At 29.3% G+C, this 23,847-nt stretch carries 17 protein-coding genes; all 17 read left to right on the top strand.

All coding sequences use genetic code 11. The features are described 5' to 3' along the window. Positions 1-94: 94 nt before the first annotated feature. The 17 genes from glmM to ACYUET_RS12820 all read left to right on the top strand — a co-directional run bounded on the left by glmM (position 95) and on the right by ACYUET_RS12820 (position 23,488). A complete protein-coding gene (gene glmM, locus ACYUET_RS12900; RefSeq protein ID WP_460280218.1) occupies positions 95-1,438 on the top strand; it encodes a phosphoglucosamine mutase in 1,344 nt (447 codons plus the stop codon). 229 nt (positions 1,439-1,667) lie between these two features. Next, on the top strand, positions 1,668-2,081 hold the full coding sequence (locus ACYUET_RS12895; protein WP_460280216.1) for a hypothetical protein: 414 nt from the start codon (positions 1,668-1,670) through the stop codon (positions 2,079-2,081). A gap of 531 nt (positions 2,082-2,612) precedes the next feature. After that, positions 2,613-3,122, top strand: coding sequence for an acetolactate synthase small subunit (gene ilvN / locus ACYUET_RS12890; protein ID WP_460280214.1), 510 nt, complete (start codon positions 2,613-2,615; stop codon positions 3,120-3,122). Positions 3,123-3,543: 421 nt separating this feature from the next. After that, the gene (leuC, locus tag ACYUET_RS12885; protein ID WP_460280212.1) at positions 3,544-4,803 is read left to right on the top strand and encodes a 3-isopropylmalate dehydratase large subunit; all 1,260 of its coding nucleotides are present in this window, start codon (positions 3,544-3,546) and stop codon (positions 4,801-4,803) included. Between the two features lie 11 nt (positions 4,804-4,814). After that, complete coding sequence (leuD, locus tag ACYUET_RS12880) at positions 4,815-5,303, top strand: 3-isopropylmalate dehydratase small subunit (RefSeq protein WP_460280210.1); 489 nt, start codon at positions 4,815-4,817, stop codon at positions 5,301-5,303. An 84-nt stretch (positions 5,304-5,387) separates the two neighbouring features. After that, positions 5,388-6,470, top strand: coding sequence for a 3-isopropylmalate dehydrogenase (gene leuB, locus ACYUET_RS12875; RefSeq protein ID WP_460280208.1), 1,083 nt, complete (start codon positions 5,388-5,390; stop codon positions 6,468-6,470). A 6-nt stretch (positions 6,471-6,476) separates the two neighbouring features. Continuing rightward, on the top strand, positions 6,477-8,135 hold the full coding sequence (gene ilvD / locus ACYUET_RS12870) for a dihydroxy-acid dehydratase (RefSeq protein ID WP_460280206.1): 1,659 nt from the start codon (positions 6,477-6,479) through the stop codon (positions 8,133-8,135). A 284-nt stretch (positions 8,136-8,419) separates the two neighbouring features. Beyond that, on the top strand, positions 8,420-10,099 hold the full coding sequence (ilvB, locus tag ACYUET_RS12865; RefSeq protein WP_460280204.1) for a biosynthetic-type acetolactate synthase large subunit: 1,680 nt from the start codon (positions 8,420-8,422) through the stop codon (positions 10,097-10,099). Between the two features lie 12 nt (positions 10,100-10,111). Further along, positions 10,112-11,116, top strand: a complete 1,005-nt coding sequence (gene ilvC / locus ACYUET_RS12860) for a ketol-acid reductoisomerase (protein WP_460280202.1) — start codon at positions 10,112-10,114, stop codon at positions 11,114-11,116. Between the two features lie 550 nt (positions 11,117-11,666). Beyond that, positions 11,667-11,939 carry a GIY-YIG nuclease family protein gene (locus ACYUET_RS12855; protein ID WP_460280200.1) on the top strand — a complete coding sequence of 91 codons (273 nt, stop codon included), beginning with the start codon at positions 11,667-11,669 and terminating at the stop codon, positions 11,937-11,939. After that, positions 11,936-12,937 carry a LacI family DNA-binding transcriptional regulator gene (locus ACYUET_RS12850; protein ID WP_460280198.1) on the top strand — a complete coding sequence of 334 codons (1,002 nt, stop codon included), beginning with the start codon at positions 11,936-11,938 and terminating at the stop codon, positions 12,935-12,937. The genes ACYUET_RS12855 and ACYUET_RS12850 overlap by 4 nt, the downstream gene beginning before the upstream one ends. Before the next feature lie 316 nt (positions 12,938-13,253). Further along, positions 13,254-14,927, top strand: a complete 1,674-nt coding sequence (locus ACYUET_RS12845; RefSeq protein ID WP_460280196.1) for a glycoside hydrolase family 13 protein — start codon at positions 13,254-13,256, stop codon at positions 14,925-14,927. Between the two features lie 237 nt (positions 14,928-15,164). Further along, entirely contained in the window at positions 15,165-16,823 is a 1,659-nt protein-coding gene (locus tag ACYUET_RS12840) for a PTS transporter subunit IIBC (RefSeq protein ID WP_460280194.1), read from the top strand. A 4-nt stretch (positions 16,824-16,827) separates the two neighbouring features. Further along, positions 16,828-17,619: an endonuclease/exonuclease/phosphatase family protein gene (locus ACYUET_RS12835; RefSeq protein ID WP_460280192.1), complete on the top strand. Its 792-nt coding sequence runs from the start codon at positions 16,828-16,830 to the stop codon at positions 17,617-17,619. Between the two features lie 206 nt (positions 17,620-17,825). Next, entirely contained in the window at positions 17,826-19,061 is a 1,236-nt protein-coding gene (locus tag ACYUET_RS12830) for a transglutaminase domain-containing protein (protein WP_460280190.1), read from the top strand. Between the two features lie 730 nt (positions 19,062-19,791). Further along, positions 19,792-21,618: a glutamine--fructose-6-phosphate transaminase (isomerizing) gene (gene glmS, locus ACYUET_RS12825; protein ID WP_460280189.1), complete on the top strand. Its 1,827-nt coding sequence runs from the start codon at positions 19,792-19,794 to the stop codon at positions 21,616-21,618. A 346-nt stretch (positions 21,619-21,964) separates the two neighbouring features. Further along, positions 21,965-23,488 carry a phosphohexomutase domain-containing protein gene (locus ACYUET_RS12820; RefSeq protein WP_460280188.1) on the top strand — a complete coding sequence of 508 codons (1,524 nt, stop codon included), beginning with the start codon at positions 21,965-21,967 and terminating at the stop codon, positions 23,486-23,488. Positions 23,489-23,847: the final 359 nt, after the last annotated feature.

Genomic DNA, 23,847 nt, shown 5'->3' with positions numbered 1-23,847 from the left:
TCATTATAACTAAATATTTAGCAAATTTACTATTATTTCATAATAATATAGTAATTGAATTTATATGAGATAATAAAAAAAGTGAGGTAAAAAGATGGATAGAATGTTTGGAACTGATGGGGTTAGAGGAATTGCTAATACAGAATTGACAGCCCAAGTAGCCTATAACCTTGGAAGGGCAGGCGCATATGTATTAACAGAAGGTGCACATAAACCTAAAATATTAGTGGCTAAAGATACAAGAATATCAGGAGATATGTTAGAATCAGCTTTAGTAGCTGGAATATTATCAGTTGGAGCAGAAGCTGTAATACTAGGTGTGGTTCCAACACCAGCAGTTGCGTATTTAACAAGAAAATACGGTGCAGATGCAGGCGTAATGATATCTGCTTCTCATAATCCAGTAGAATATAATGGAATTAAATTTTTTAATGATAAAGGATATAAACTTTCAGATGAATTAGAAGATGAAATTCAAAGAGTAATTGAAAGTGATTTTGAAGGAGTACCAAGTCCAACAGGAGTAAACTTAGGTAAAGAAACAGTAGAAATAGCAGCATTAGAAGATTATACAGAGTTTACTAAAAATACTATTCCTTATAATTTAAAAGGACTAAAAATAGCATTAGATTGTGCTAATGGAGCGTCTTATAAATCAGCAGTAAAGGCATTCAGAGATTTAGGTGCAGATGTTTTTGTAATTAATGATAATCCAGATGGCACTAATATAAATCAAAATTGTGGATCTACACATCCTGAAGAACTTATGGAATATGTAGTTAAAAAAGGTTGCGATTTAGGATTTGCTTTTGATGGAGATGCAGATAGATGTTTAGCAGTAGATGAACAAGGTAGACTGATAAATGGAGACTTCATATTAATGCTATGTGCAAATTACCTGAAGGAAATGGGAAAATTAAAGGATGATACTTTAGTTGTAACAGTAATGAGTAATTTAGGATTAGATATTGCTTGTAAAAATCAAGGAATAAAGCTTGAAAAAACTAAAGTTGGAGACAGATATGTTCTAGAAGAAATGATTAAAGATAATTATGTTCTAGGTGGAGAACAATCTGGTCATGTTATATTTTTAGAATATAATACAACAGGTGATGGATTAGTTACAGCACTTCAAATAGCTTCAATAGTTAAGAAAAAAGGACAAAAATTATCGGAATTATGTTCTGTAATGAAAGAATTACCACAAGTTTTAGTAAATGCAACAGTACCAAATGATAAGAAAAACATATATTTAGAAGATGAAGAAATAATAAAAGCTATTAAGGATATAGAAGATAAATTAGATGGTGTAGGTAGAGTTTTAATAAGACCATCAGGAACTGAACCTTTAGTAAGAGTTATGCTAGAAGGTGAGGATCAAGCGGAAATAGATGAAATGGCTCACAGCTTAGCTAATTTAATTTTATCTAAAATATAAATAGCACTTAACTTAGCTATAGATTATAAAATTATTTAATTTTATAATCTATAGCTTTTTTTATTTTTTCGGAATTTATAACACAGCTAAATCTATGAATAACTTTATGAGAATAGTAAAACTAATAGTTCAAGTAATGGATTTTTTTATTTTAAGGAATAGGAAAGCTAAAACTAGGGGATAAATAATTTTGATATAAAAGTTATTTCAGAGAGGAGAGTAAAGTTTGATGAGTATAGTACCTTTTAATGAATATTTATTAGTTATGCCAACTGGAGATGCTAAAGGTTTTAATGATTTAGAATTACTAAAAGCATATATAAATGTATATTATGAAAAGAAAATAGATCATGAAATATTAAAAAATGATTATAATGATCCTACGGAAATAGGTGCTGAAGAACCAAGAAGAAATATTTGTACACAATTAGGAGTAGAAGAAGGAAGATGTGAAGTATATAGTATTGAAAGCTTTATAGAAAAGTTAAGAGAAGAACTAGTTTTTGAAAGAGATAAGGAGGAGATAATAACCCAATTATTAAAGGAAGATATAAATTTTAATGTTTATAGCTATAATTTAGACGTAGTTTTAGCAGATGTTGATATGATAGATGTTAGAGAAGCTTATGGAGATCCAGATTAGAGATAATTATCTTAAAACATATTTAATTAATATTATGTCAAAAAAAAGCTTGATTAACTGGAATGATGATAATATAATAAGAATAAAAATTAAATATTATTAAAAATAACATGTTTAAATTGATAAAATATCAAAATAAAACTTGAATACATTAAATAATATATAATATTTGTAAAAATATCCTTTAATTGTTGACTTTGGAATGTTATGAGAGTAAACTTTAGAAAAGCAAAAGTTAATATGTTCTTGATTAATAAATGCTAAGATGGAGAAAATTATTTGGCAATAAAGTTTTTAGAGAATCGATGTTTGGTGCAAATCGATACTTTAGCTTTATAATTATCACTCCTGAGCAGAATCATAGAAAGATAACAAATAGTTATTGAGTAAGTGATATTCCGGTGTGCATCCGTTATATGCAAGGGTTTGTTAGAACCTAGTGATATTTAATAAGCAGAAATTTACCCCACTTCTTATGATGTATATCATTAAGAGTGGTTTTTTTTAACAAATTTTAAGGGGGATGCTTAAATGGGGAAATATGTATTATCCGTTTTGGTTAAAAATTCATCAGGGGTATTGAGTAGGGTTTGTGGTTTATTTTCAAGAAGGGGTTATAACATCGATAGTTTAACAGTTGGTAGAACTGAAAATCCTTCTATATCAAGGATGACAATTACACTTAAAGGTGATGATGATGTTTTAGAACAAGTAAAAAAACAGTTGAACAAGTTAGAAGATGTTATAAGAGTTATAAATCTTATACCTGATAATTCTGTTTACAGAGAACTAGTACTCATTAAAGTGAAAGCTAATGATGAAAAAAGAGCTGCAATAAATGAAACAGCTAAGATTTTTAGGTGTAAAATAATAGATTTATCAACAGACACATTAACTATTGAATTAACTGGTGATGAAAGTAAGGTATCGGCACTAATAAAACTTATGGAAGAGTACGGTATTGAAGAGATAGTAAGAACTGGGGTTACAGCACTTCAAAGAGGAGACTCAACAATAAGAAATTCACTAGAAGATTATTAATTAACCAATATTTAAGATATTAGCTATGTTTTAAAACAGTGTTGATATTGTAGTATAAAGCTCATGGACAGAATTGAAATAGGAAACTCTACTCATATACATTCGTGGAGTAAGTTCGAAGAACCAAATATAAAATTTGGATTCTTACTTAAGAACTCTAAAATAAAGCTTAGTCCAATTAATGCATGCTCCCAATCGAAGATTGATGACAAGCAATTAATTGTAAGACTAAAATGAAACTCGACTCATGTACATTCGCTGAGTAAGTTCGAGTGGCAAAATATAAAATTTTGACTCTTACTTAAGAGTTCTAAAAAGCAAATTCCAATGCCAGTTCGCCCTTGTACTACAATATCAACATTCACTTAAAATATAGTAAAAATATTATAAAAAACGTATTTATAAGGGGGCTGATTAAATAATGGGGATGACAATGACACAAAAGATATTAGCAGTACATGCAGGAGTTGAGAATGTAAAAGCTGGACAACTAATAGAGGCAAATCTTGATTTGGTATTAGGAAATGATATAACTACTCCAGTAGCTTTGAATGAATTTAAAAAATTCGGAGTAAATAAAGTATTCAGTAAAAGTAAAATAGCAATAGTCCCAGATCATTTTACACCTAATAAGGATATAAAGACTGCAGAACAAGTTAAATACATTAGAGAATTTTCTAAAGATATGGAAATAGAGAATTATTTTGAAGTTGGAGAAATGGGAATAGAACATTGTTTAATACCAGAAAAAGGTTTAGCAGTTGCTGGTGATGTTATTATTGGGGCAGATTCTCATACATGCACATATGGAGCATTAGGAGCATTTTCTACTGGTATTGGTTCAACTGATATGGCAGCAGGAATGGCAACAGGGAAAGCTTGGTTCAAAGTACCATCAGCTTTAAAATTTATCCTTAAGAATAAACCCGCGAAGTGGATAAGTGGTAAAGATATAATCTTACATATAGTAGGTATGATTGGGGTAGATGGAGCTTTATATAAATCCATGGAGTTTACTGGGGATGGTTTAAAATATCTTACTATGGATGATAGATTTACTATAGCAAATATGGCTATTGAAGCTGGAGGGAAAAATGGGATTTTCCCGGTAGATGAGAAAACTATTGAATATCTAAAAGAACACACTACTAGAGAATGGAAGGGCTATGAAGCTGATGAAGATGCTGAATATGATGGAGTATTTGAAATTGACTTAAGTAAGTTAAGGCCAACAATTTCGTTTCCACATTCACCAGATAACACAAAAGAAATAGATAGCGTTGGGGAGATATATATTGATCAAGTTGTAATTGGATCTTGTACAAATGGCAGAATATCAGACTTAAGAATTGCTAGGGATATATTAAAAGGGAAAAAGGTTAAGAAAGGAATTAGGTGCATAGTAATTCCAGGAACTCAAAAAATATATTTGCAAGCATTAGAAGAAGGTATAATTAAAGACTTAGTTGAAGCAGGAGCAGTTTTTTCAACTCCAACTTGTGGTCCATGCCTAGGTGGACATATGGGGATATTAGCAAAAGGGGAAAAAGCAGTATCCACCACTAATAGAAACTTTGTAGGAAGAATGGGACATGTTGAATCAGAGGTATATCTTGCAAGTCCAGCAGTTGCAGCAGCATCTGCATTAACAGGTAAGATAACTGATCCAGAACTAGTTTAGGGGGGTTAAAAATGAGCATAAAAGGAAAAGTATTCAAGTTTGGAGATAATATAGATACTGATGTAATAATACCAGCAAGATATTTAAATACATCAGATCATAAAGAGCTTGCAGCACATTGTATGGAAGATATAGATAAGGATTTTATAAATAAGGTAAAAGAAGGAGATATAATAGTCGCTAATAAAAATTTTGGATGTGGTTCATCTAGAGAGCATGCACCAATTGCTATTAAGGCAGCAGGTATAAGTTGTGTTATAGCGTCAACATTTGCAAGGATATTCTATAGGAATGCAATCAATATAGGTTTGCCAATATTAGAATGTGACGAAGCTGTAAAAAACATAGAAGATGGAAATGTACTTGAAGTTGATTTTTCAACAGGAATTATTAAAAACTTAACTAAAAATAAGGAGTACTATGCTGAACCATTCCCTGAATTTATGCAAAATATTATAAATAACAATGGTTTAATAGGTTATATTAGCAATAAAAAATAGAACAATAAGCAATAAGGAATAAATAATTTGATATGAATATTATTTAAATACTATAAAGTTGATAAATAATTAGGGGGGGATACTATGAAATATAATATAGCTGTAATACCAGGTGATGGTATTGGACCAGAAGTGATTGCAGAAACGGTAAAAGTATTAAATGTAATAGCTGAAAGATTTGGACACACTTTTAATTATGAGTATTTATTAGCTGGGGGATGTGCAATTGATGAAGAGGGTACGCCTCTTCCTAATAAGACATTAGAAGGATGTAAGAAAAGTGATGCTGTATTGTTAGGTGCAGTTGGAGGACCTAAGTGGGATAATCCTAGTGCTAAAATAAGACCAGAACAAGCATTGTTAGGATTAAGAGGAGCTTTAAATTTATATTGTAATTTAAGACCGGCAGTATTATATAAACCATTAAAAAATGAATCTCCGCTTAAAGATGAAATTGTTAAAAATGGAATAGATATTTGTATAGTTAGAGAGTTAACAGGAGGAATCTATTTTGGGGATAGAGGATTGGATATCGTTGATGGAGTAAAGAGTGCGTATGATACAGAAAGATACAATGTAAATGAAATAACTAGAATTGTTAGAATTGCTTTTGAAACCTCAATGAAAAGAAATAAAAAGCTTACAAGTGTTGATAAAGCTAATATATTAGAAACCTCAAGACTTTGGAGACGTATTGTTAATGAGATGGCTAATGAATATAAAGAAGTAGAAGTTAATCATCTTTATATAGATAATGCTGCAATGCAAATAGTAAAAGATCCAAATCAATTTGATGTAATAGTTACTTCTAATATATTTGGAGATATTTTATCTGATGAAGCTAGTATGGTTACAGGATCTATTGGAATGTTACCTTCAGCATCTTTAGGAGAAGGTACACTAGGAATGTATGAACCTATACATGGAAGTGCACCTGATATAGCTGGAAAAGGAATAGCAAATCCTTTAGCAACTATTCTTTCAGCTGCAATGATGCTTAGACATAGCTTTTCATTAGAAAAAGAAGCTAAAGCTATTGAAAATGCTGTTGTTTCAATTCTAGAAGAAGGATATAGAACTGGAGATATAATGACGGATGGTAAAAAGTTAATAGGAACAGTTCAAGCAGGAAATCTGATTTGTGAAAAACTAAAAAAGGGGGAATAACTTTATATGAAAAGTGATGTTATAAAAAAAGGGGCAAATAGAGCACCACAAAGATCATTATTAAAGGCAGCTGGCTTAACAGATGAAGAAATAGAAAGACCTTTAATAGGCATAGTTACTTCTCAAAATGATATTATTCCTGGTCATATAAATTTAGATAAAATTGTTGAAGGTGTTAAAAGGGGAATTTTAATGTCAGGAGGAACTCCTTTAGTGTTCCCAGCAATAGGGGTTTGTGATGGTATAGCAATGGGACATGAAGGAATGAAATATTCTTTAGTTACAAGAGAACTCATAGCAGATTCAACAGAATGTATGGTAAAGGCTCATGCTTTTGACGCTTTAGTATTTATACCTAATTGCGATAAGATTGTACCTGGTATGGTGATGGCAGCACTTAGATTAAACATTCCTTCCATAGTTATAAGTGGAGGTCCAATGCTTGCAGGTAAATTTAATGATAAACAAATTTCACTTTCAACTATGTTTGAAGCTGTAGGGTCTTATGAGAATGGGTCAATTAGTGATAAATATCTAAAAAGATTAGAAGAAAAAGCATGTCCAACATGTGGATCATGTTCAGGAATGTTTACTGCAAATTCTATGAACTGTTTATGCGAAGTATTAGGAATAGCTTTACCAGGAAATGGGACAATACCTGCTGTATTTTCTGAAAGGGTTAGATTAGCTAAAAAAGCAGGGATGCAAGTTATGGAATTATTAAAGAATGATATTAAACCGAGGGATATAGTTAATGAAAATAGTATTAAAAATGCATTAACTGTTGATATGGCATTAGGCTGTTCTACAAATAGTGTACTTCATTTAACGGCAATATCTAATGAAGCTAAGGTTGAAATGAATCTAGATATTATAAATGAGATATCATCAAAAACACCTAATTTGTGTAAGTTATCACCTGCATCAGATACTGCTATTGAAGAATTATATGCAGCAGGTGGAGTTGCTGCTGTAATGTCTGAACTTTCAAAGAAGAATCTTTTAAATTTAGACTGTATAACAGTGACAGGAAAAACACAAAAAGTTAATATATCAGAAATTCATGCTAAAAATAATGATGTTATTAAATCTATAGAATATCCATATAGTCATACTGGTGGAATTGCAATTCTTAGAGGTAATCTAGCAAAAGATGGTGCTGTAGTGAAAAAATCAGCTGTAGTTCCTGAAATGTTAAAACATCAAGGTCCAGCAAGAGTGTTTAACTGTGAAGAAGATGCAATAGAATCAATTTTTAATAAAAAAATAAGTCCAGGAGATGTAATTGTAATAAGATATGAGGGTCCTAAAGGGGGACCAGGAATGAGAGAAATGCTTTCTTCAACAGCAGCAGTAGCTGGAATGGGTTTAGATAAATCAGTTGCATTGATTACTGATGGAAGATTTAGTGGTGCAACAAGAGGAGCTGCAATAGGACATGTATCTCCAGAAGCCGCGGATGGTGGTGTTATTGCACTAGTTGAAGATGGAGATATTATATCTATAGATATAAACAATGCAAAACTTGAATTAAATGTTAGTGAAGAGATTCTGAAAGAAAGACGAAGTAATTTAAAACTTTTAGAACCAAAAGTTAAGGAAGGGTATTTAGCAAGGTATGCTAAGTTAGTAACTTCAGCAAGTGAAGGCGCTATATTAAAATAAAAAGCTATGTTTTAAGTGAATGTTAATATTCTAGTATAAAGCTCATGGACAGGGGAATTTACTTTAAGAACTCTAAAATAAAGCTTAGTCCAATTAATGCATGTTCCCAATCAAAGAGTGTTGACAAGCAATTAATTGTACAAATCTTCATTAAGAGTTCTAAAAAGCAAATTCCAATGCCAGTTCGCCCTTATACTAAAATATCAACAATGTTTTAAAATATAGTGAAATAAAAAATTAATGTAATAAGCAATTTTAATATTTATAGTAAAGGGGTGAAATAAATGTTATTAACGGGGGCTGAAATATTAATTAAGTCTTTAATTGATGAGGGGGTAGATACTATCTTTGGGTATCCAGGAGGTGCTGTTTTAAATATATATGATGAATTATATAAATATAAGGATAAAATTAATCATATTCTAACTTGCCATGAACAAGCAGCAGCTCATGCAGCAGATGGTTACTCAAGAGCAACAGGAAAAGTTGGAGTTTGCATAGCAACTTCAGGTCCAGGGGCAACAAATCTTGTAACGGGTATTGCAACGGCATATATGGATTCAATTCCTATGGTTGCAATAACAGGAAATGTATCTAAGTCACTTCTTGGAAAAGATAGCTTTCAGGAAGTAGATATTGCAGGTATTACAATGCCTATTACTAAGCATAACTATATTGTAAAAAATGTAGAGGACTTGCAAAGGATAATTAAAGATGCTTTTTGCATAGCACAAGAAGGAAGACCGGGGCCAGTTCTGATCGATATTCCTAAAGATATAACTGCAAATAAAACAGTCTACAAAAGTTTAATTTCGAGAGAAAGATGCAAAGATAAGAATATCTTAAATGAAGAGGCCATAACTGAAGTAATACAATATATAAATGATAGTAAGAGACCGTTTATATATGCAGGAGGTGGAATTGTTTCTTCAGGAGCAACTGATGAACTTATAGCTTTTGCAGAAAAGATAAATTCTCCTGTATCAACTTCATTAATGTGTACATCAGCTTTTCCATTTGATCATTCACTATATACAGGCATGATAGGTATGCATGGAACAAAAGCATCAAATATAGCAGCAACAAAATGTGATTTGTTAATAACATTAGGAGCTAGATTTAGTGATAGAGTTATTAGTAATCAAAACCATATTAAGAATGCTAAAATAATTCATATAGATATAGATCCAGCAGAAATAAATAAAAATGTGAAAGTTGATTCTTATATAGTTGGAGATTTAAAAGAGGTATTAAATAGATTAATACCAATTATAGATGAAAAAGAAAATAAAGAGTGGCTTAAATTTATTGAATCTATTAAGGAAAAAAAGATATTTAGAGAAAGTGATTGTGATGAATTAACACCTGAACTTTTATTTAATAAATTAAATAATTTGAATGACGGAAATTTTATAATAACTACTGAAGTTGGACAACATCAAATGTGGGCAGCTCAATATTTTAATTGTAGAAATAGAAGAAGTTTTTTAAGTTCAGGTGGACTTGGAACAATGGGATATGGACTTGGGGCTGCTATTGGGGCACAAATTGGTAGTCCAAATAAAAGAGTATTTAATATTGCTGGGGACGGAAGCTTTGGAATGAATTGTAATGAATTAGCTACAGTCGTTAAAAACAAGTTACCAATAGTAACAATAATACTTAATAATAATTCTTTAGGAATGGTTAGACAATGGCAAACATTATTTTATGATGGAAGGTATTCAGAGACAACACTTAATAGAGAAACAGATTATGTAAAGTTAGCTGAGGCGTTTGGAGCTAGGGGATTTAGAGTAGCAGAGAAAAGTGAACTTGATCATGTTTTAAATCAAGCTATATCATCTAAGGAACCTGTTTTAATAGATTATGTAATAAATTGTGATAAAAAAGTTTTTCCTATGGTTGCACCTGGTGCACCAATTAATCAAATAATAAGCGAGGAAGATATAAACAATAATTAGGGGGTTATTCAAATGGCAAAAATGTATTATGAAAAAGACACAGATTTAAATTTATTAAAAGGAAAGAAGATTGCTGTAATAGGATATGGTAGTCAAGGACATGCTCATGCATTAAATCTTCATGAAAGTGGTATTGATGTTGTTGTTGGTTTGTATGAGGGTAGTAAATCATGGCAAAAGGCAGAAGCAGCAGGACTAAAGGTTTCAACTGTTGAAAATGCATCAAAGGATGCTGATATAATAATGATATTATTACCAGATGAAAAACAAGCAAAGATATATAATGAGCAAATTGCTCCTAATTTAGAAAAAGGGAATGCATTAGTATTTGCTCATGGATTTAATATTCATTATGGACAAATAGTTCCACCATCATTTATTGATGTGTTTATGGTTGCACCTAAAGGGCCTGGACACTTAGTAAGAAGAACATATACAGAAGGTGCAGGAGTGCCTTGTTTAGTAGCAGTATATCAAGATGCGTCTGGAAAAGCACATGATTACGCGTTAGCATATGCTAATGGAATTGGTGGAGCTAGAGCTGGGGTTTTAGATACTACATTTAAAGATGAAACAGAAACAGATCTTTTTGGGGAACAAGCAGTGCTTTGTGGAGGAGTTTCTGAACTTATAAAAGTAGGATTTGAAACATTGGTAGAGGCAGGATATGCTCCAGAAAATGCTTATTTTGAATGTATGCATGAAATGAAATTAATAGTTGATTTATTATATCAAGGTGGATTAAGCATGATGAGATATTCAATTTCAGATACTGCTGAATATGGGGATTACCAAGTTGGTAGAAGAATAATTACAGATGACACTAAAAAAGAGATGAAAAAGGTTCTTACTGAAATTCAAGATGGTACATTTGCGAAGAATTGGTTATTAGAAAATCAAACTAATAGACCATACTTTAATGCTAGAAGAAGAGCAGAAGCAGAACATCCAATAGAAAAAGTGGGTAAAGAATTAAGAGAAATGATGAGTTGGATAGATACAGCAAAAGTAGATTAATTTTTTAGTTAGGCTATGTTTTTAGTAAATGCTGATATTATAGTATAAAGCTCATGGACAGAGGAATTTACTTTAAGAACTCTAAAATAAAGCTTAGTCCAATTAATGCATGCTCCCAATCAAAGGTTGTTGACAAGCAATTAATTGTACAAATCTTCATTAAGAGTTCTAAAAAGCAAATTCCAATGCCAGTTCGCACTTATACTATAATAGCAACACTATTTTAAAACATAGTCCTTTTTTATGCTCAATTTTGTGCACAGTTTTTGTGAATTGTTATTAAAAAATTAATAAAGTTGTGGATAAAATGTTATAAATATTAGGACAGAATTTTTAAATTTATAGAAAACAATTATCAGATTAATTATTTCAAAGCAAAAATATAAATCTAATATTGGAGTTTATGGTATAATAATTTTTAAGATTAGTATATTAAAAATTTTTTATATAGTTTCTATTATATTACTTAAAGTTTAGTATTTATGAATGTATATAAGATTTATATTAATTAGAAAAATTGTTGGAAATTATATATTTTAAGGAAGTATCTATGAATTATGTTTATATTGTAGAATGCTCTGATGGAACATTTTATACTGGGTGGACAGTAGATTTAGAAAAAAGAATTAAAAGTCATTCATCAGGAAAAGGCGCTAAATATACAAGGGGAAGAGGGCCAGTTAAACTTTTATATTATGAAAAATTTAATAATAAAAGTGATGCTATGAAAAGGGAATATGAAATAAAAAGATTAAATAGGCAACAAAAAGAAATTTTAATAAAAAGTATAGAGAATAAATTTATTATGGGAGAGGAAATATGAAGGTTACAATAAAAGAAGTTGCTAAGGAGGCAAATGTTTCGCCATCTACTGTATCTAGGGTACTATCTGATAGCAAACAAATTAGTCAAGAAACTAAAGAAAAAGTTAGAGAAGCTATAAAAAAATTAAAGTATAAACCTAATGCGATAGCTAGAAGCTTAGCAAATAATAAAACAAGAATATTAGGAATAATACTTCCAAACGAAGCACAAGATTTATTAAAAAATCCGTTCTTTATGCAAGCTATGAGAGGGATGAGTCTATATGCTCAAAGCAAGAATTATTATATATCATATGCATTCAGTCAAGATGATAGCACAGACATAGAACATGTAAAGGATTTTATAAATAGTAATTTAGTGGATGGAATTTGTTTATTAAGATCTAAAATTAATGATACTAATGTAAAATATTTAAAAGAAGTAGGATTTCCATTTGTTATTATTGGAAGACCTGAAGAGTCTGAAGGTATATTATGGGTGGATAATGACAATTTTAAAGCTACTTATGATTTGGTAAATGATTTAATTAAAAAAGGCCATAAGGATATAGCTTTTATAGGAGCAAAAGAAGAATGGAATGTAACTAAGGATAGAGTAAATGGATTTAAAGTAGCATGTGAAATTAATGGTGTTAAAATTAATAAAAATCATTTAATTATAGGGAAAGAATTTACTGAACAAGAAGGTGCTAATTTAACAGATATGTTACTAAAAAATAAAGTTCCAACAGCTATAATAGCAGAGGATGATATTTTGGCTTTTGGAGTATTGAAAACTCTTAAAGAAATTAAGATTAATAACATATCAGTAATAGGATTTAATAATACTCACTTAGCAGAATTTCAAGATCCTCCTTTAGCATCAGTAGATATAAATGCTTCAGAATTAGGATTTTATGCTAGTAAATTATTAATAGATTCATTAGAAAATAAAGAGTTAGAGTTAAATCATTATATAGTTGATACTAAATTAATAAAAAGGGAATCACTAAAATAAATTTAATAGTAAAATTAATAATATAGGTTTTATATATAATTTTGTGCAAGCGTTTGCGAAAAAATATGTAAACGAGAGAAAACACTATGAAAACGTAAGCAAAATATATAATTTTTATTATAAATTAACCTTAAACGTTTTGTAATAGGTTTCTATAGTTGATATAATTTAAAATATAAAGAATACACTGAGTACAGTAGTTATCAATAAAATAACATTTAATACAAAAAATATATATAATACTATTAACATACAGAAAAAGTTGCATTAAATCGACTACATGCGTGCAATCGATTGCGAAGGGAGAACATTTTTAATGAAAAAAATTTGGTGGAAAGAAGCAATAGGATATCAAATTTATCCAAGAAGTTTTAATGATTCTAATGGTGATGGAATTGGTGATATTCAAGGAATAATATCTAAATTGGATTACTTAAAAGATTTGGGAATAGACGTAATTTGGATATGTCCAATGTATAAATCACCTAATGATGATAATGGTTATGATATAAGTGATTATAAAGATGTAATGCAAGAATTCGGAACTATGGAAGACTTTGATGAATTATTATCAGAGACTCATAAAAGAAATATGAAATTAATTATTGATTTAGTTGTTAATCACACTAGTGATGAACATCCATGGTTTATTGAATCAAAATCATCTAAAGATAATCCAAAAAGAGATTGGTATATTTGGAAAGAAGGTAAAGATGGATTAGAGCCTAACAATTGGGAAAGTATATTCAAAGGTTCAGCTTGGGAATGTGATGAAAATACAAAAGAATACTATTTGCATCTCTTTACTAAAAAACAACCTGATTTAAATTGGGAAAATCCTGAAGTAAGACAAGAAATTTATGGAATGATAAATTGGTGGCTAAATAAAGGTATTGATGGGTTTAGAGTTGATGCAATAAGTCATATAAAGAAAGATCCAACTTTTGAAGATATGCCAAATCCTAATAAGGAAAGATATGTTTCATCATTTGATAAACATATGAATTTTCCAGGTATTCATATGTTTTTAGCAGAGCTTTACAATAATACATTTAGTAAGTATGACATAATGACTGTGGGCGAAGCTAATGGAGTTGATTCTGAAGATGCAGTACTTTGGGTTGGAGAACAAGATGGAAAGTTCAATATGGTATTTCAATTTGAACATCTTACTTTATGGGAATCAGATACAAAATTTTCTGTTAAAGCTTTAAAAAAGGCATTAACCAAATGGCAAAACAATTTAAATGGGGTAGGCTGGAATGCACTATTTATAGAAAACCATGATATTCCTAGAGTTATATCAACATGTGGAAATGATGAAGAATTTAGAACAGAGTGTGCTAAAGCTTTTGCTTTAATGTACTTTATGCAACAAGGAACACCATTTATTTACCAAGGACAAGAGTTGGGTATGAGAAATGTTAAATTTAGTGACATTTCTGAATATAACGATGTTAAATGCATCAATGTTTATAATGAGAATATTCAAAAAGGATATTCTAAAGAAGAAGCAATGAAGCATGTTTGGTCAACATCAAGGGATAATGCACGTACGCCAATGCAGTGGGATGCTACAGAAAATGCAGGTTTTTCTAAGGTTAAACCTTGGATTGGAATAAATTCTGATTATAAAGAAATTAATGTATCAACAGAACTTAAAGATTCAAATTCAGTATTAAATTTTTATAAAAAACTAATTGATACAAAAAAACATAGTGAAACTTTAACATATGGTGAATACAAACTTATTTTAGAGGAAGATGAAAATATTTATTCATATTTAAGAGAATTTAATGGTCATAAGTACATAATAATATGTAATCTTTCAAATAATCAAAGTGAATTTAAGTATCTTAAAGAAACTTTGAATTACTCAGGTTTAATTTTATCAAATTATAAAGTAGATAAACATGAGGATACAAATAGTATTTTATTAAAACCGTGGGAAGCAAGATTATATAAAATTAAGGCACTATCCCAAAAATAACAAGTCAGTATGCTAGTCTATTTTATGCCATACTGAGTCAGTAATTTTAGCTGATAGCCAGCTATAAGCTAAAATTACTTCCTTGTCTGACAAAAAATATACGTCATATCTTTGAATTGTTATTTTCTTTCTAGTGCCTAAATAAATATATTTTAAATTATGGTAAAAGGGTATTGAAAAAATATGAGTTAATGCCTAAGAAAAATTAAACAATTATAAAATTAGGAGGAATAAAAAATGGAAGCAAAAAAAGGAAAACTTTTTTCATTTGATTTTTGGCAAAAATTTGGAAAAGCACTTATGGTTGTTGTTGCAGTAATGCCAGCAGCAGGATTAATGATATGTACAGGGAAACTAATTGGGATGTTTGGAGACATGTCTCTTATGCAAACCATTGCAAGAGTTGTAGAGGATCTAGGATGGGGAATTATAGGTAATTTACATATTCTATTTGCAGTTGCAATTGGAGGTTCATGGGCTAAAGAACGTGCAGGGGGAGCATTTGCAGCACTTATTGCATTTATACTTACAAATCGTGTAACAGGAGCAGTTTTTGGAGTTAGTTCAGCAATGCTTGGAGATAAAACAGCAACAGTTACTTCATTATTTGGACAAAAATTAGTAGTAGCAGATTACTTTACATCTATACTTGGTGCACCAGCATTAAATATGGGCGTATTTATTGGAATTATTTCAGGTTTCTTAGGAGCTACATTATATAATAAGTATTACAACTTCAGTAAGTTACCTAATGCACTATCATTCTTTAATGGTAAACGTTTTGTTCCGTTTGTAGTTATTGTAGGATCTGTGGTTACAGCTTTAATACTTTCAATTTTTTGGCCATTTGCACAATATGGATTAAATTCTTTTGGAATATGGCTTGCAACATCTAAGGATACAGCACCAATTTTATCACCTTTTATTTATGGTTGTTTAGAACGTTTACTATTACCATTTGGACTACATCATATGCTTACTATTCCAGTAAATTATACAGAACTAGGTGGAGCATATACAGTATTATCAGGAACAAATGCAGGGCATGTAATAGCAGGACAAGAACCGTTATGGTTTGCATGGATTTCAGATTTAATTAACTTAAAGAAGTCTGGAGATATAAGTGCATATAATAATTTATTAGCAACAGTTACACCAGCAAGATTTAAATGTGGACAAGTAATTCTTTCAAGTGCATCTTTAATAGGTGTTGCCTTTGCAATGTATAAAAATGTTGATGATGATAAGAAGCATAAATATAAATCAATGTTTTTATCAGCAGGACTTGCAGTATTTTTAACAGGAGTTACAGAACCAATTGAATTTATGTTCATGTTTGTTTCTCCAATACTTTATGGAGTATATGCTGTTATAACAGGTATTGGATTTGCATTAGCTGATATAATAAATTTAAGAATACAAGCTTTTGGATTTGTAGAATTTACAACTCGTCTTCCTATGTTTGTTAAAGCAGGACTAACAATGGATTTAGTTAACTTTGCTATTAGTGCAGTAGTGTTCTTCTTATTAAATTACTTTACATTTAATTTCTTAATAAAGAAATTTAAAATAGCTACTCCAGGACGTAGAGGTAATTATATAGAATCAGAAGGTGAAGAAGAAACAGTAAAATCAGATAAGTCTACTTCAGTAGGAGATCAACTAGCTGTAAAGATTATTTCATTATTAGGAGAGAAAGAAAACATAGTTGATGTTGATGCATGTATGACACGTTTAAGAGTAACCGTTAAAAATAAAGAATTAGTTGCTGACCAAAATGAATGGAAGAAAAATGGAGCTCTTGGATTAGTGCATAAAGATAATGGAATTCAAGCTATATACGGTCCTAAAGCAGATGTATTAAAGTCAAATATTCAAGATATATTAGGAGTGTAGTAGAGTGAAGTTATTAACTTTAAATTGTCATTCTTGGCAGGAAGACAATCAATTTGATAAAATAAAATATTTAGCGAAAATAATAAATGAAAAAGATTATGATGTAATAGCTCTTCAAGAAGTTAGTCAATCATTAAGTGAAGAAAAAATAGATACAAAATTAAAAAAAGATAATTTTGCAGTAATATTAAAACAAGAATTAGATAAGTATAGTAAAAACAAATATGATTTCTATTGGGATTTTTCTCATATAGGATATGATGTTTATGAAGAGGGTATAGCTATATTTACTAAAAGAAACATTTTAAACACAGAGTCTTTCTTCATTACAAAAAGTAAAGATATCTTATACTGGAAAGCAAGAAAAATTATTAAAATGACAATTAATTATGATGGTCAAGAGGTAGATTTTTATTCATGCCATTTGGGATGGTGGAATGATGATGAAGAACCATTTGAAAATCAAGTAAAAAATCTTATAAAAACTGTAGATAATAATAGGTTGACTTTTTTTATGGGAGATTTTAATAATAATGCTTTTATAAAAGGTGAAGGATATGATTATTTACTTAATAGCGGATTAATAGATACTTTTAATTTAGCTAAAGAGGTAAGTTCTAGTGTTACTGTAAAAGGAAAGATTGATGGTTGGGATGAGAATAAAGAAAAACTTAGATTAGATTTAATTTTATCAAATAAGTTAGTAGAGGTTAAAACTTCTAAAGTAATATTTAATGGAATAAATGAAGATGTAATATCTGATCATTACGGAGTAGAAGTTAATTTAAATATATAGATTTAACTAAATAACGAAGATATGATTTGAAATAAAACATTTTATAAACCCACATAATGCTATTTAAGTAATTAATAGTATTGTGTGGATTTTTTTACTTATGAATATATATATTACATGTATAAAATAGGCTAATATTGTATGAAAGGACATGTTATAATGGTCATATTAATGGTATATATTTTTTACTGAGGAGGAAAAAAATAATGCAGAAAATTTTTAAGAGTTTAATACTTTCGTTAGTTATAGTAAGTTCTGCTAGTGTTAATGTATTTGCATCTGAACAAGTTAATAATGCTCAAGAATTAGAAAATAGCATGTATAACCATTTGGAAAATTGGGATACTGATTTTGTGCTCTATTATAATGGAAATGACATTGATAATAGTAATAAAATTAAAGATGTATTTGAGGCAGCTTGTAAAAAAGATGATTATTTAGAAAGATCAGTTAGTAATTATAGGATTTTAATTAGAGGGGCAGAAGAACAGGTTAATGTAACGTATAGAACAACTTCTGAACAGGAAAAATACATAAATTCTGAATTAAAAAGAATAGTAAATAATTTAATAGATAAAAATATGAGTGATATTGATAAGGTAGTAGCAATAAATAATTATCTAGTAAAAATATATAAATATGATGATACACTTAAATCAGATAATGTATATTCTGCATTAACAACAGGTAAAACTATTTGTCAAGGATATGCTATGACTGCATATAAAATGTTTAACCTTGCTGGAATACAATCTAGAATAGTAATAGGAACATTAAATAATACTGGACATGCTTGGAATCTAGTTAAAGTTAATGGACAATGGTATCACTTAGATATAACTAATAATGATAATGTAGTAAGAGACAAATATCTTTTAGAAAGCGATGGATTTTTGAAGAATAATGGATTTAGTTGGGATAATTCAGCGTATCCATCAGTACCATATAGTTATTATAATTCATCAACTAGTTATGTTGATTATAATAATGATAAGGAAAGTGGTATATCACAAATTTATAACGGAGGATATTGGTATCAAAAAGATAGCTTTTGGTATTATTGGAGAGGTTCTGGAGTGAATGCATTAGGATGGCTTAACAATGATAATAATTGGTATTATTTAGGTACGGATGGCAAAATGCGAACTGGTTGGATATATGATTATGGAAACTGGTATTATGCAGGTAAAGATGGGAAACTGAAAACTGGTTGGATATATGACTCTGGAACTTGGTATTATTTAGGAGGAAATGGTAATGCGAAGATAGGTTGGATAAATGATTCTGGTGATTGGTACTATCTAGGCAAAGATGGAGGAATGAAAACAGGCTGGATATATGATCATGGAAATTGGTATTATTGTTGGTCAAATGGCAAAATGGCATATGATACAATAGTTAGTGGATATAAATTAAATTCAAATGGGGCTTGGGTAAAATAAAGTACATATAAATTAAAAGAGAATATTGCAAAACGGATATTTATAAATTTTTATGAATGAAAACCATGCATATAGGGGGAATTTGTTTTCTTAGTTGATGCATGGTTTTTGTTTTTGCGTAGATTTTTATATATTGATTATATGATACTAACTAATCAATACGGTACCTTTACTAATTTAATTTATAGAGGGAAGGGATTTAACAGATTTATATTCGACTTATTTATTAAAAAATGTGGAATTTTTAGCTAAAATATATATATTATAATATAGACAAAACCAAATTATATGATAAAATAAATCATGGGTATAAAGTAAATAGAAAAAGAGGTGATTTTATAGTAAATAAAATGACGAAAAATAAATAAGAAGCGCCAGAACTTAAGTGATAATATTATCCGAAAAATTATTATTTAATTTTTAAATTGGATAAACTAATAAAGATAGTATTATAAAGTATTATTAAATGATAAATTTAAAATGTAGCTTAAGTTGACGAGGTTGGGGAGTATCGAAACTTCGGCGGATGCCCCGCGGTATTTGCACTACCGTTAACGACTGACAAAACTATGAAGTGATTCATAGTACAAATTCAGTTTGGTGTTAAAACCTTCAAAATTTTATAAATTTTTGGGTCCTAGGATTATTATGCCCTTTTTTATTATAAGTTAGGACAAAATTATAAAAGAAGTTAAAAAATATTATAAAAGTAAGGAAGGAAGATTTTTATATGTGCGGAATAGTTGGATATTTAGGAAGTGGAAAAGCTACTTCATTTTTAATTAATGGATTATCAAAATTAGAATATAGAGGTTATGACTCAGCAGGAGTGGCTGTCGTTAATAATGGAGATATTGAAGTAAGAAAGTTTAAGGGAAGATTAGCTAATTTAGCAGATAATATAAAGGAAAATCCTGTTGAAGGTAATATGGGAATAGGACATACAAGATGGGCAACTCATGGAGCACCATCAGATGCTAATTCACATCCACATTTAAATAGCAAGGAAACAATTGCTGTAGTTCAAAATGGAATAATCGAAAATTATTTAACATTAAGAACATGGCTTAAGGGAGAAGGATATACTTTTAAATCTGAAACAGATACAGAAGTAATTCCTAATTTAATTGATTACTACTATAAAGGGGATTTGTTTGAAGCTGTTGTAAAAACACTTAAGAGACTTGAAGGAAGTTATGCTTTAGGTGTTGTGAGCAAAGATGAACCAGATAAATTAATAGCAGTAAGAAAAGAATGTCCTTTAATTGTAGGCTTAGGAAAAGATGAATCATTTATTGCATCAGATATTCCAGCAGTATTAAGTTATACAAGAGATGTATATCTTTTAGAAGATCATGAAATAGCCGTTCTTTCAAAAGATGGGGTTAAACTTTATTCTGAAGACGGAAAAGAAATAAAGAAAGATGTTTATCATGTTACATGGAGTGAAGATGCTGCTGAAAAAGGTGGATTCGAAGACTTCATGCTAAAAGAAATTCATGAACAACCAAGAGCTATAAGAGATACTATGGCTGGTAGAATTTCAATGGAAAAGAGTATGCTTTTAGATGATTTAAAAATCACTAAAGAAGATTTAGAAAATACAGATAGAGTATTTATAGTAGCTTGTGGTACTGCATATCATGCTGGACTTGTAGGTAAAAACTTAATTGAATCATTTGCAAAAATCCCAGTAGAAGTGGATATAGCATCTGAATTTAGATATAGAAATCCATTAGTTACAGATAAATCTTTAGTTATTGTAATAAGCCAATCAGGTGAAACAGCAGATACATTAGCAGCTTTAAGAAACAGTAAGAATATTGGAGCTACTATAATAGCATTAACTAATGTAGTTGGAAGTTCAGTATCAAGAGAAGCTGACCATGTATTATATACATTAGCAGGTCCTGAAATTTCAGTTGCATCTACTAAGGCTTATACAACTCAAATAATTGGAATGTATATGATGGCTATGACATTTGCTAAAATATTAGGAAGATTAAAGAGTGATAGATTAGAAAAATTAAAAGAAGAATTATTAGATTTACCAGAAAAGGTAGAACTAGTTTTAGAAGATAGAGATAAGATAAAAGCAATAGCTGAAAAAATGCATGAAGAAAAAGATGTATTTTATTTAGGTAGAGGTCTTGATTATGCAGTCGCATTAGAAGGATCACTTAAACTTAAAGAAATATCATATATTCATGCTGAAGCATATGCAGGTGGAGAGTTAAAACATGGTCCTATAGCATTAATTGAAGATGGAACAAATGTAATTGCTTTATTAACTCAAGAAGCTTTAAAAGAAAAAATGGTAAGTAATATCGTTGAAATTAAAGCAAGAGGAGCTAGAGTAATAGGGGTTTGCTATCAAGGAACTAAGGGATTAGAAGAAGTTTTAGATGAAGTTATCTATATTCCAAGAACTATGGATATGTTTGCACCAGTATTAAGTGTTGCTGCCCTTCAACTATTATCATATTATGTAGCTAAAGCTAAGGGATGCGATATAGACAAACCAAGAAATTTAGCTAAATCAGTTACTGTAGAATAATAAAAAGTATATGTTAATCTAAAAGATTAAAAAATATATCTAAGAGAGTTTAGAGAGCTAGATATTTTAATTAATTAAAATGTCTGGCTCTTTTTTTAAAAATAATTATAAAAATTTAAATTCTTGGATAAACTATATCAGAATGTACTTAAAAAATAGGTATAAATAATATTAAAGAATAAAATTTTTATAAAATATTATTTTAATGATATAAAAATAAATAATTTTATAGTATAATATCATTACTATTTAAAAATGTAAAATATTACTATATTGTAATATTAAAGAAAAAATATGATAATCTATTAATATAATATTAAGGGTTAGTAAATAGGGGGAGGAAGACATGGACAATAACTGTTTATATAACTTACAAAATGGAACTGACATTAGAGGGATTGCATTAAAAAATGATTTTCAAGAAATAAATTTAACTGATAAAGAAGTAAAAGCTATAACTAAAGGTTTTTATAAATGGCTTTTAAACAGAAAAAAAATAAATAATTTAAAAATTTCAGTAGGTATAGATTCTAGACTAACAGGAAGTGGATTTAAGCATTCAATTATAAAAACTCTAGTTGGATATAATGTTTGTGTATACGATTGTAATATTAGTACTACACCAGCTATGTTTATGACAACAGTTATGGAAGGATATAAATGTGATGGAGCTATAATGATTACAGCAAGCCATCTTCCGTATTATTATAATGGAATTAAGTTTTTTACCAAAGAAGGTGGTCTTGAAAAAAGTGATATAAAGCAAGTTTTAGACCTAGCATGTGAGGAAATAGATAAAGAAGATAATACTATTATAAGGGATATTGAAGTAAGAAGAATGACTACAATAAAACCTTTAATTGATGATTATTCTAAAATATTAGTGCAAAAAATAAGAGAAGGTGTTAATTCAAAAGAGGATTTTAATACACCATTAAAGGGATTAAAAATTATCGTTGATGCAGGAAATGGAGCAGGAGGATTCTTTAAGGAAAAAGTTTTAGATGTATTAGGAGCAGATACAAACGGAAGTCAATTTATAGATCCAGATGGAATGTTCCCAAATCATATTCCAAATCCAGAAAATAAAGAAGCTATGGAGTCTATAAAGAATGCTGTACTTAAAAATAATTGTGACTTAGGTATTATCTTTGATACTGATGTTGATAGAGCAGGTTTAGTAGATAAAAATGGTGATGCTATTAATAGAAATTCTCTTATAGCAGTAATTTCAGCTATTGTATTAGAGGAACATGAAAAAACAACCATAGTAACAGATTCAGTAGCATCAGATCATTTAGGTGACTTTATAAAAAGTTTAGGTGGAAAATATCATAGATTTAAAAAAGGGTATAAGAATGTTATAAATGAGGCAGTAAGATTAAATAATGAAGGTGAAGAATGCCATATAGCAATTGAAACCTCTGGACATGCGGCAATGAAAGAAAATTATTTTTTAGATGACGGAGCTTATTTAATAGCTAAAATATTGATAAAAGTAGCAAAATTAAAAACAGAGGGTAAAAGTATAGAAGACTTAATATCAACTTTAAAGCATCCAGTTGAAGAAAAGGAAATAAGAATAAATTTATCAGAACAAAACTACAAAGAAATTTCAAATAATATATTAAATGAAGTTACTAATGTAGTTGACAGCAATGAAAATATGCAATTGGATAAAAACAATAAAGAAGGTATAAGAGTCGTATGTAACAAAAATTTAGGTGATGGATGGTTTATTTTAAGATGTTCATTACATGAACCTAAAATGGTTATTAATATAGAATCTAATAAAAATGGTGGAATTGAAGAAATTTCATCCTTCATTAAAGAGACTTTAAGTAAATATAAGGCACATGAAATAAAATAATAGATCAAAGAGGCGTTGTATATTTTGCGTCAGACAAGGAAGTAAATTTAGTTAATAGCGAGCTATTAGCTAAATTTGCTGACGCAGTATCATACAAAATAGACTAGCATACTGGTCTACTATTTTTTTGAATGTGCCTAATATAGATTAATTTTAAATATAGTATATTCAACGAATCACCATATTAAATAAAAGTTATTTAATATGGTGATTTTTTTATTCTTTAGGAAATTATATTTTTTGAAATATGTAGATAACTTATATTATGTTATTTCTTAAAGATTAAGAAATAAAACCTAAAGAATAAAAAATAATCAGGCCACACAATTATTCCTGCACTACGTTTGGAAAGGGTGCAT

Source organism: Clostridium sp. CTA-5, from assembly GCF_054768135.1.
The sequence above is the reverse complement of the archived record's forward strand: the minus strand, read 5'-3'. Positions and strand labels throughout refer to the sequence as shown.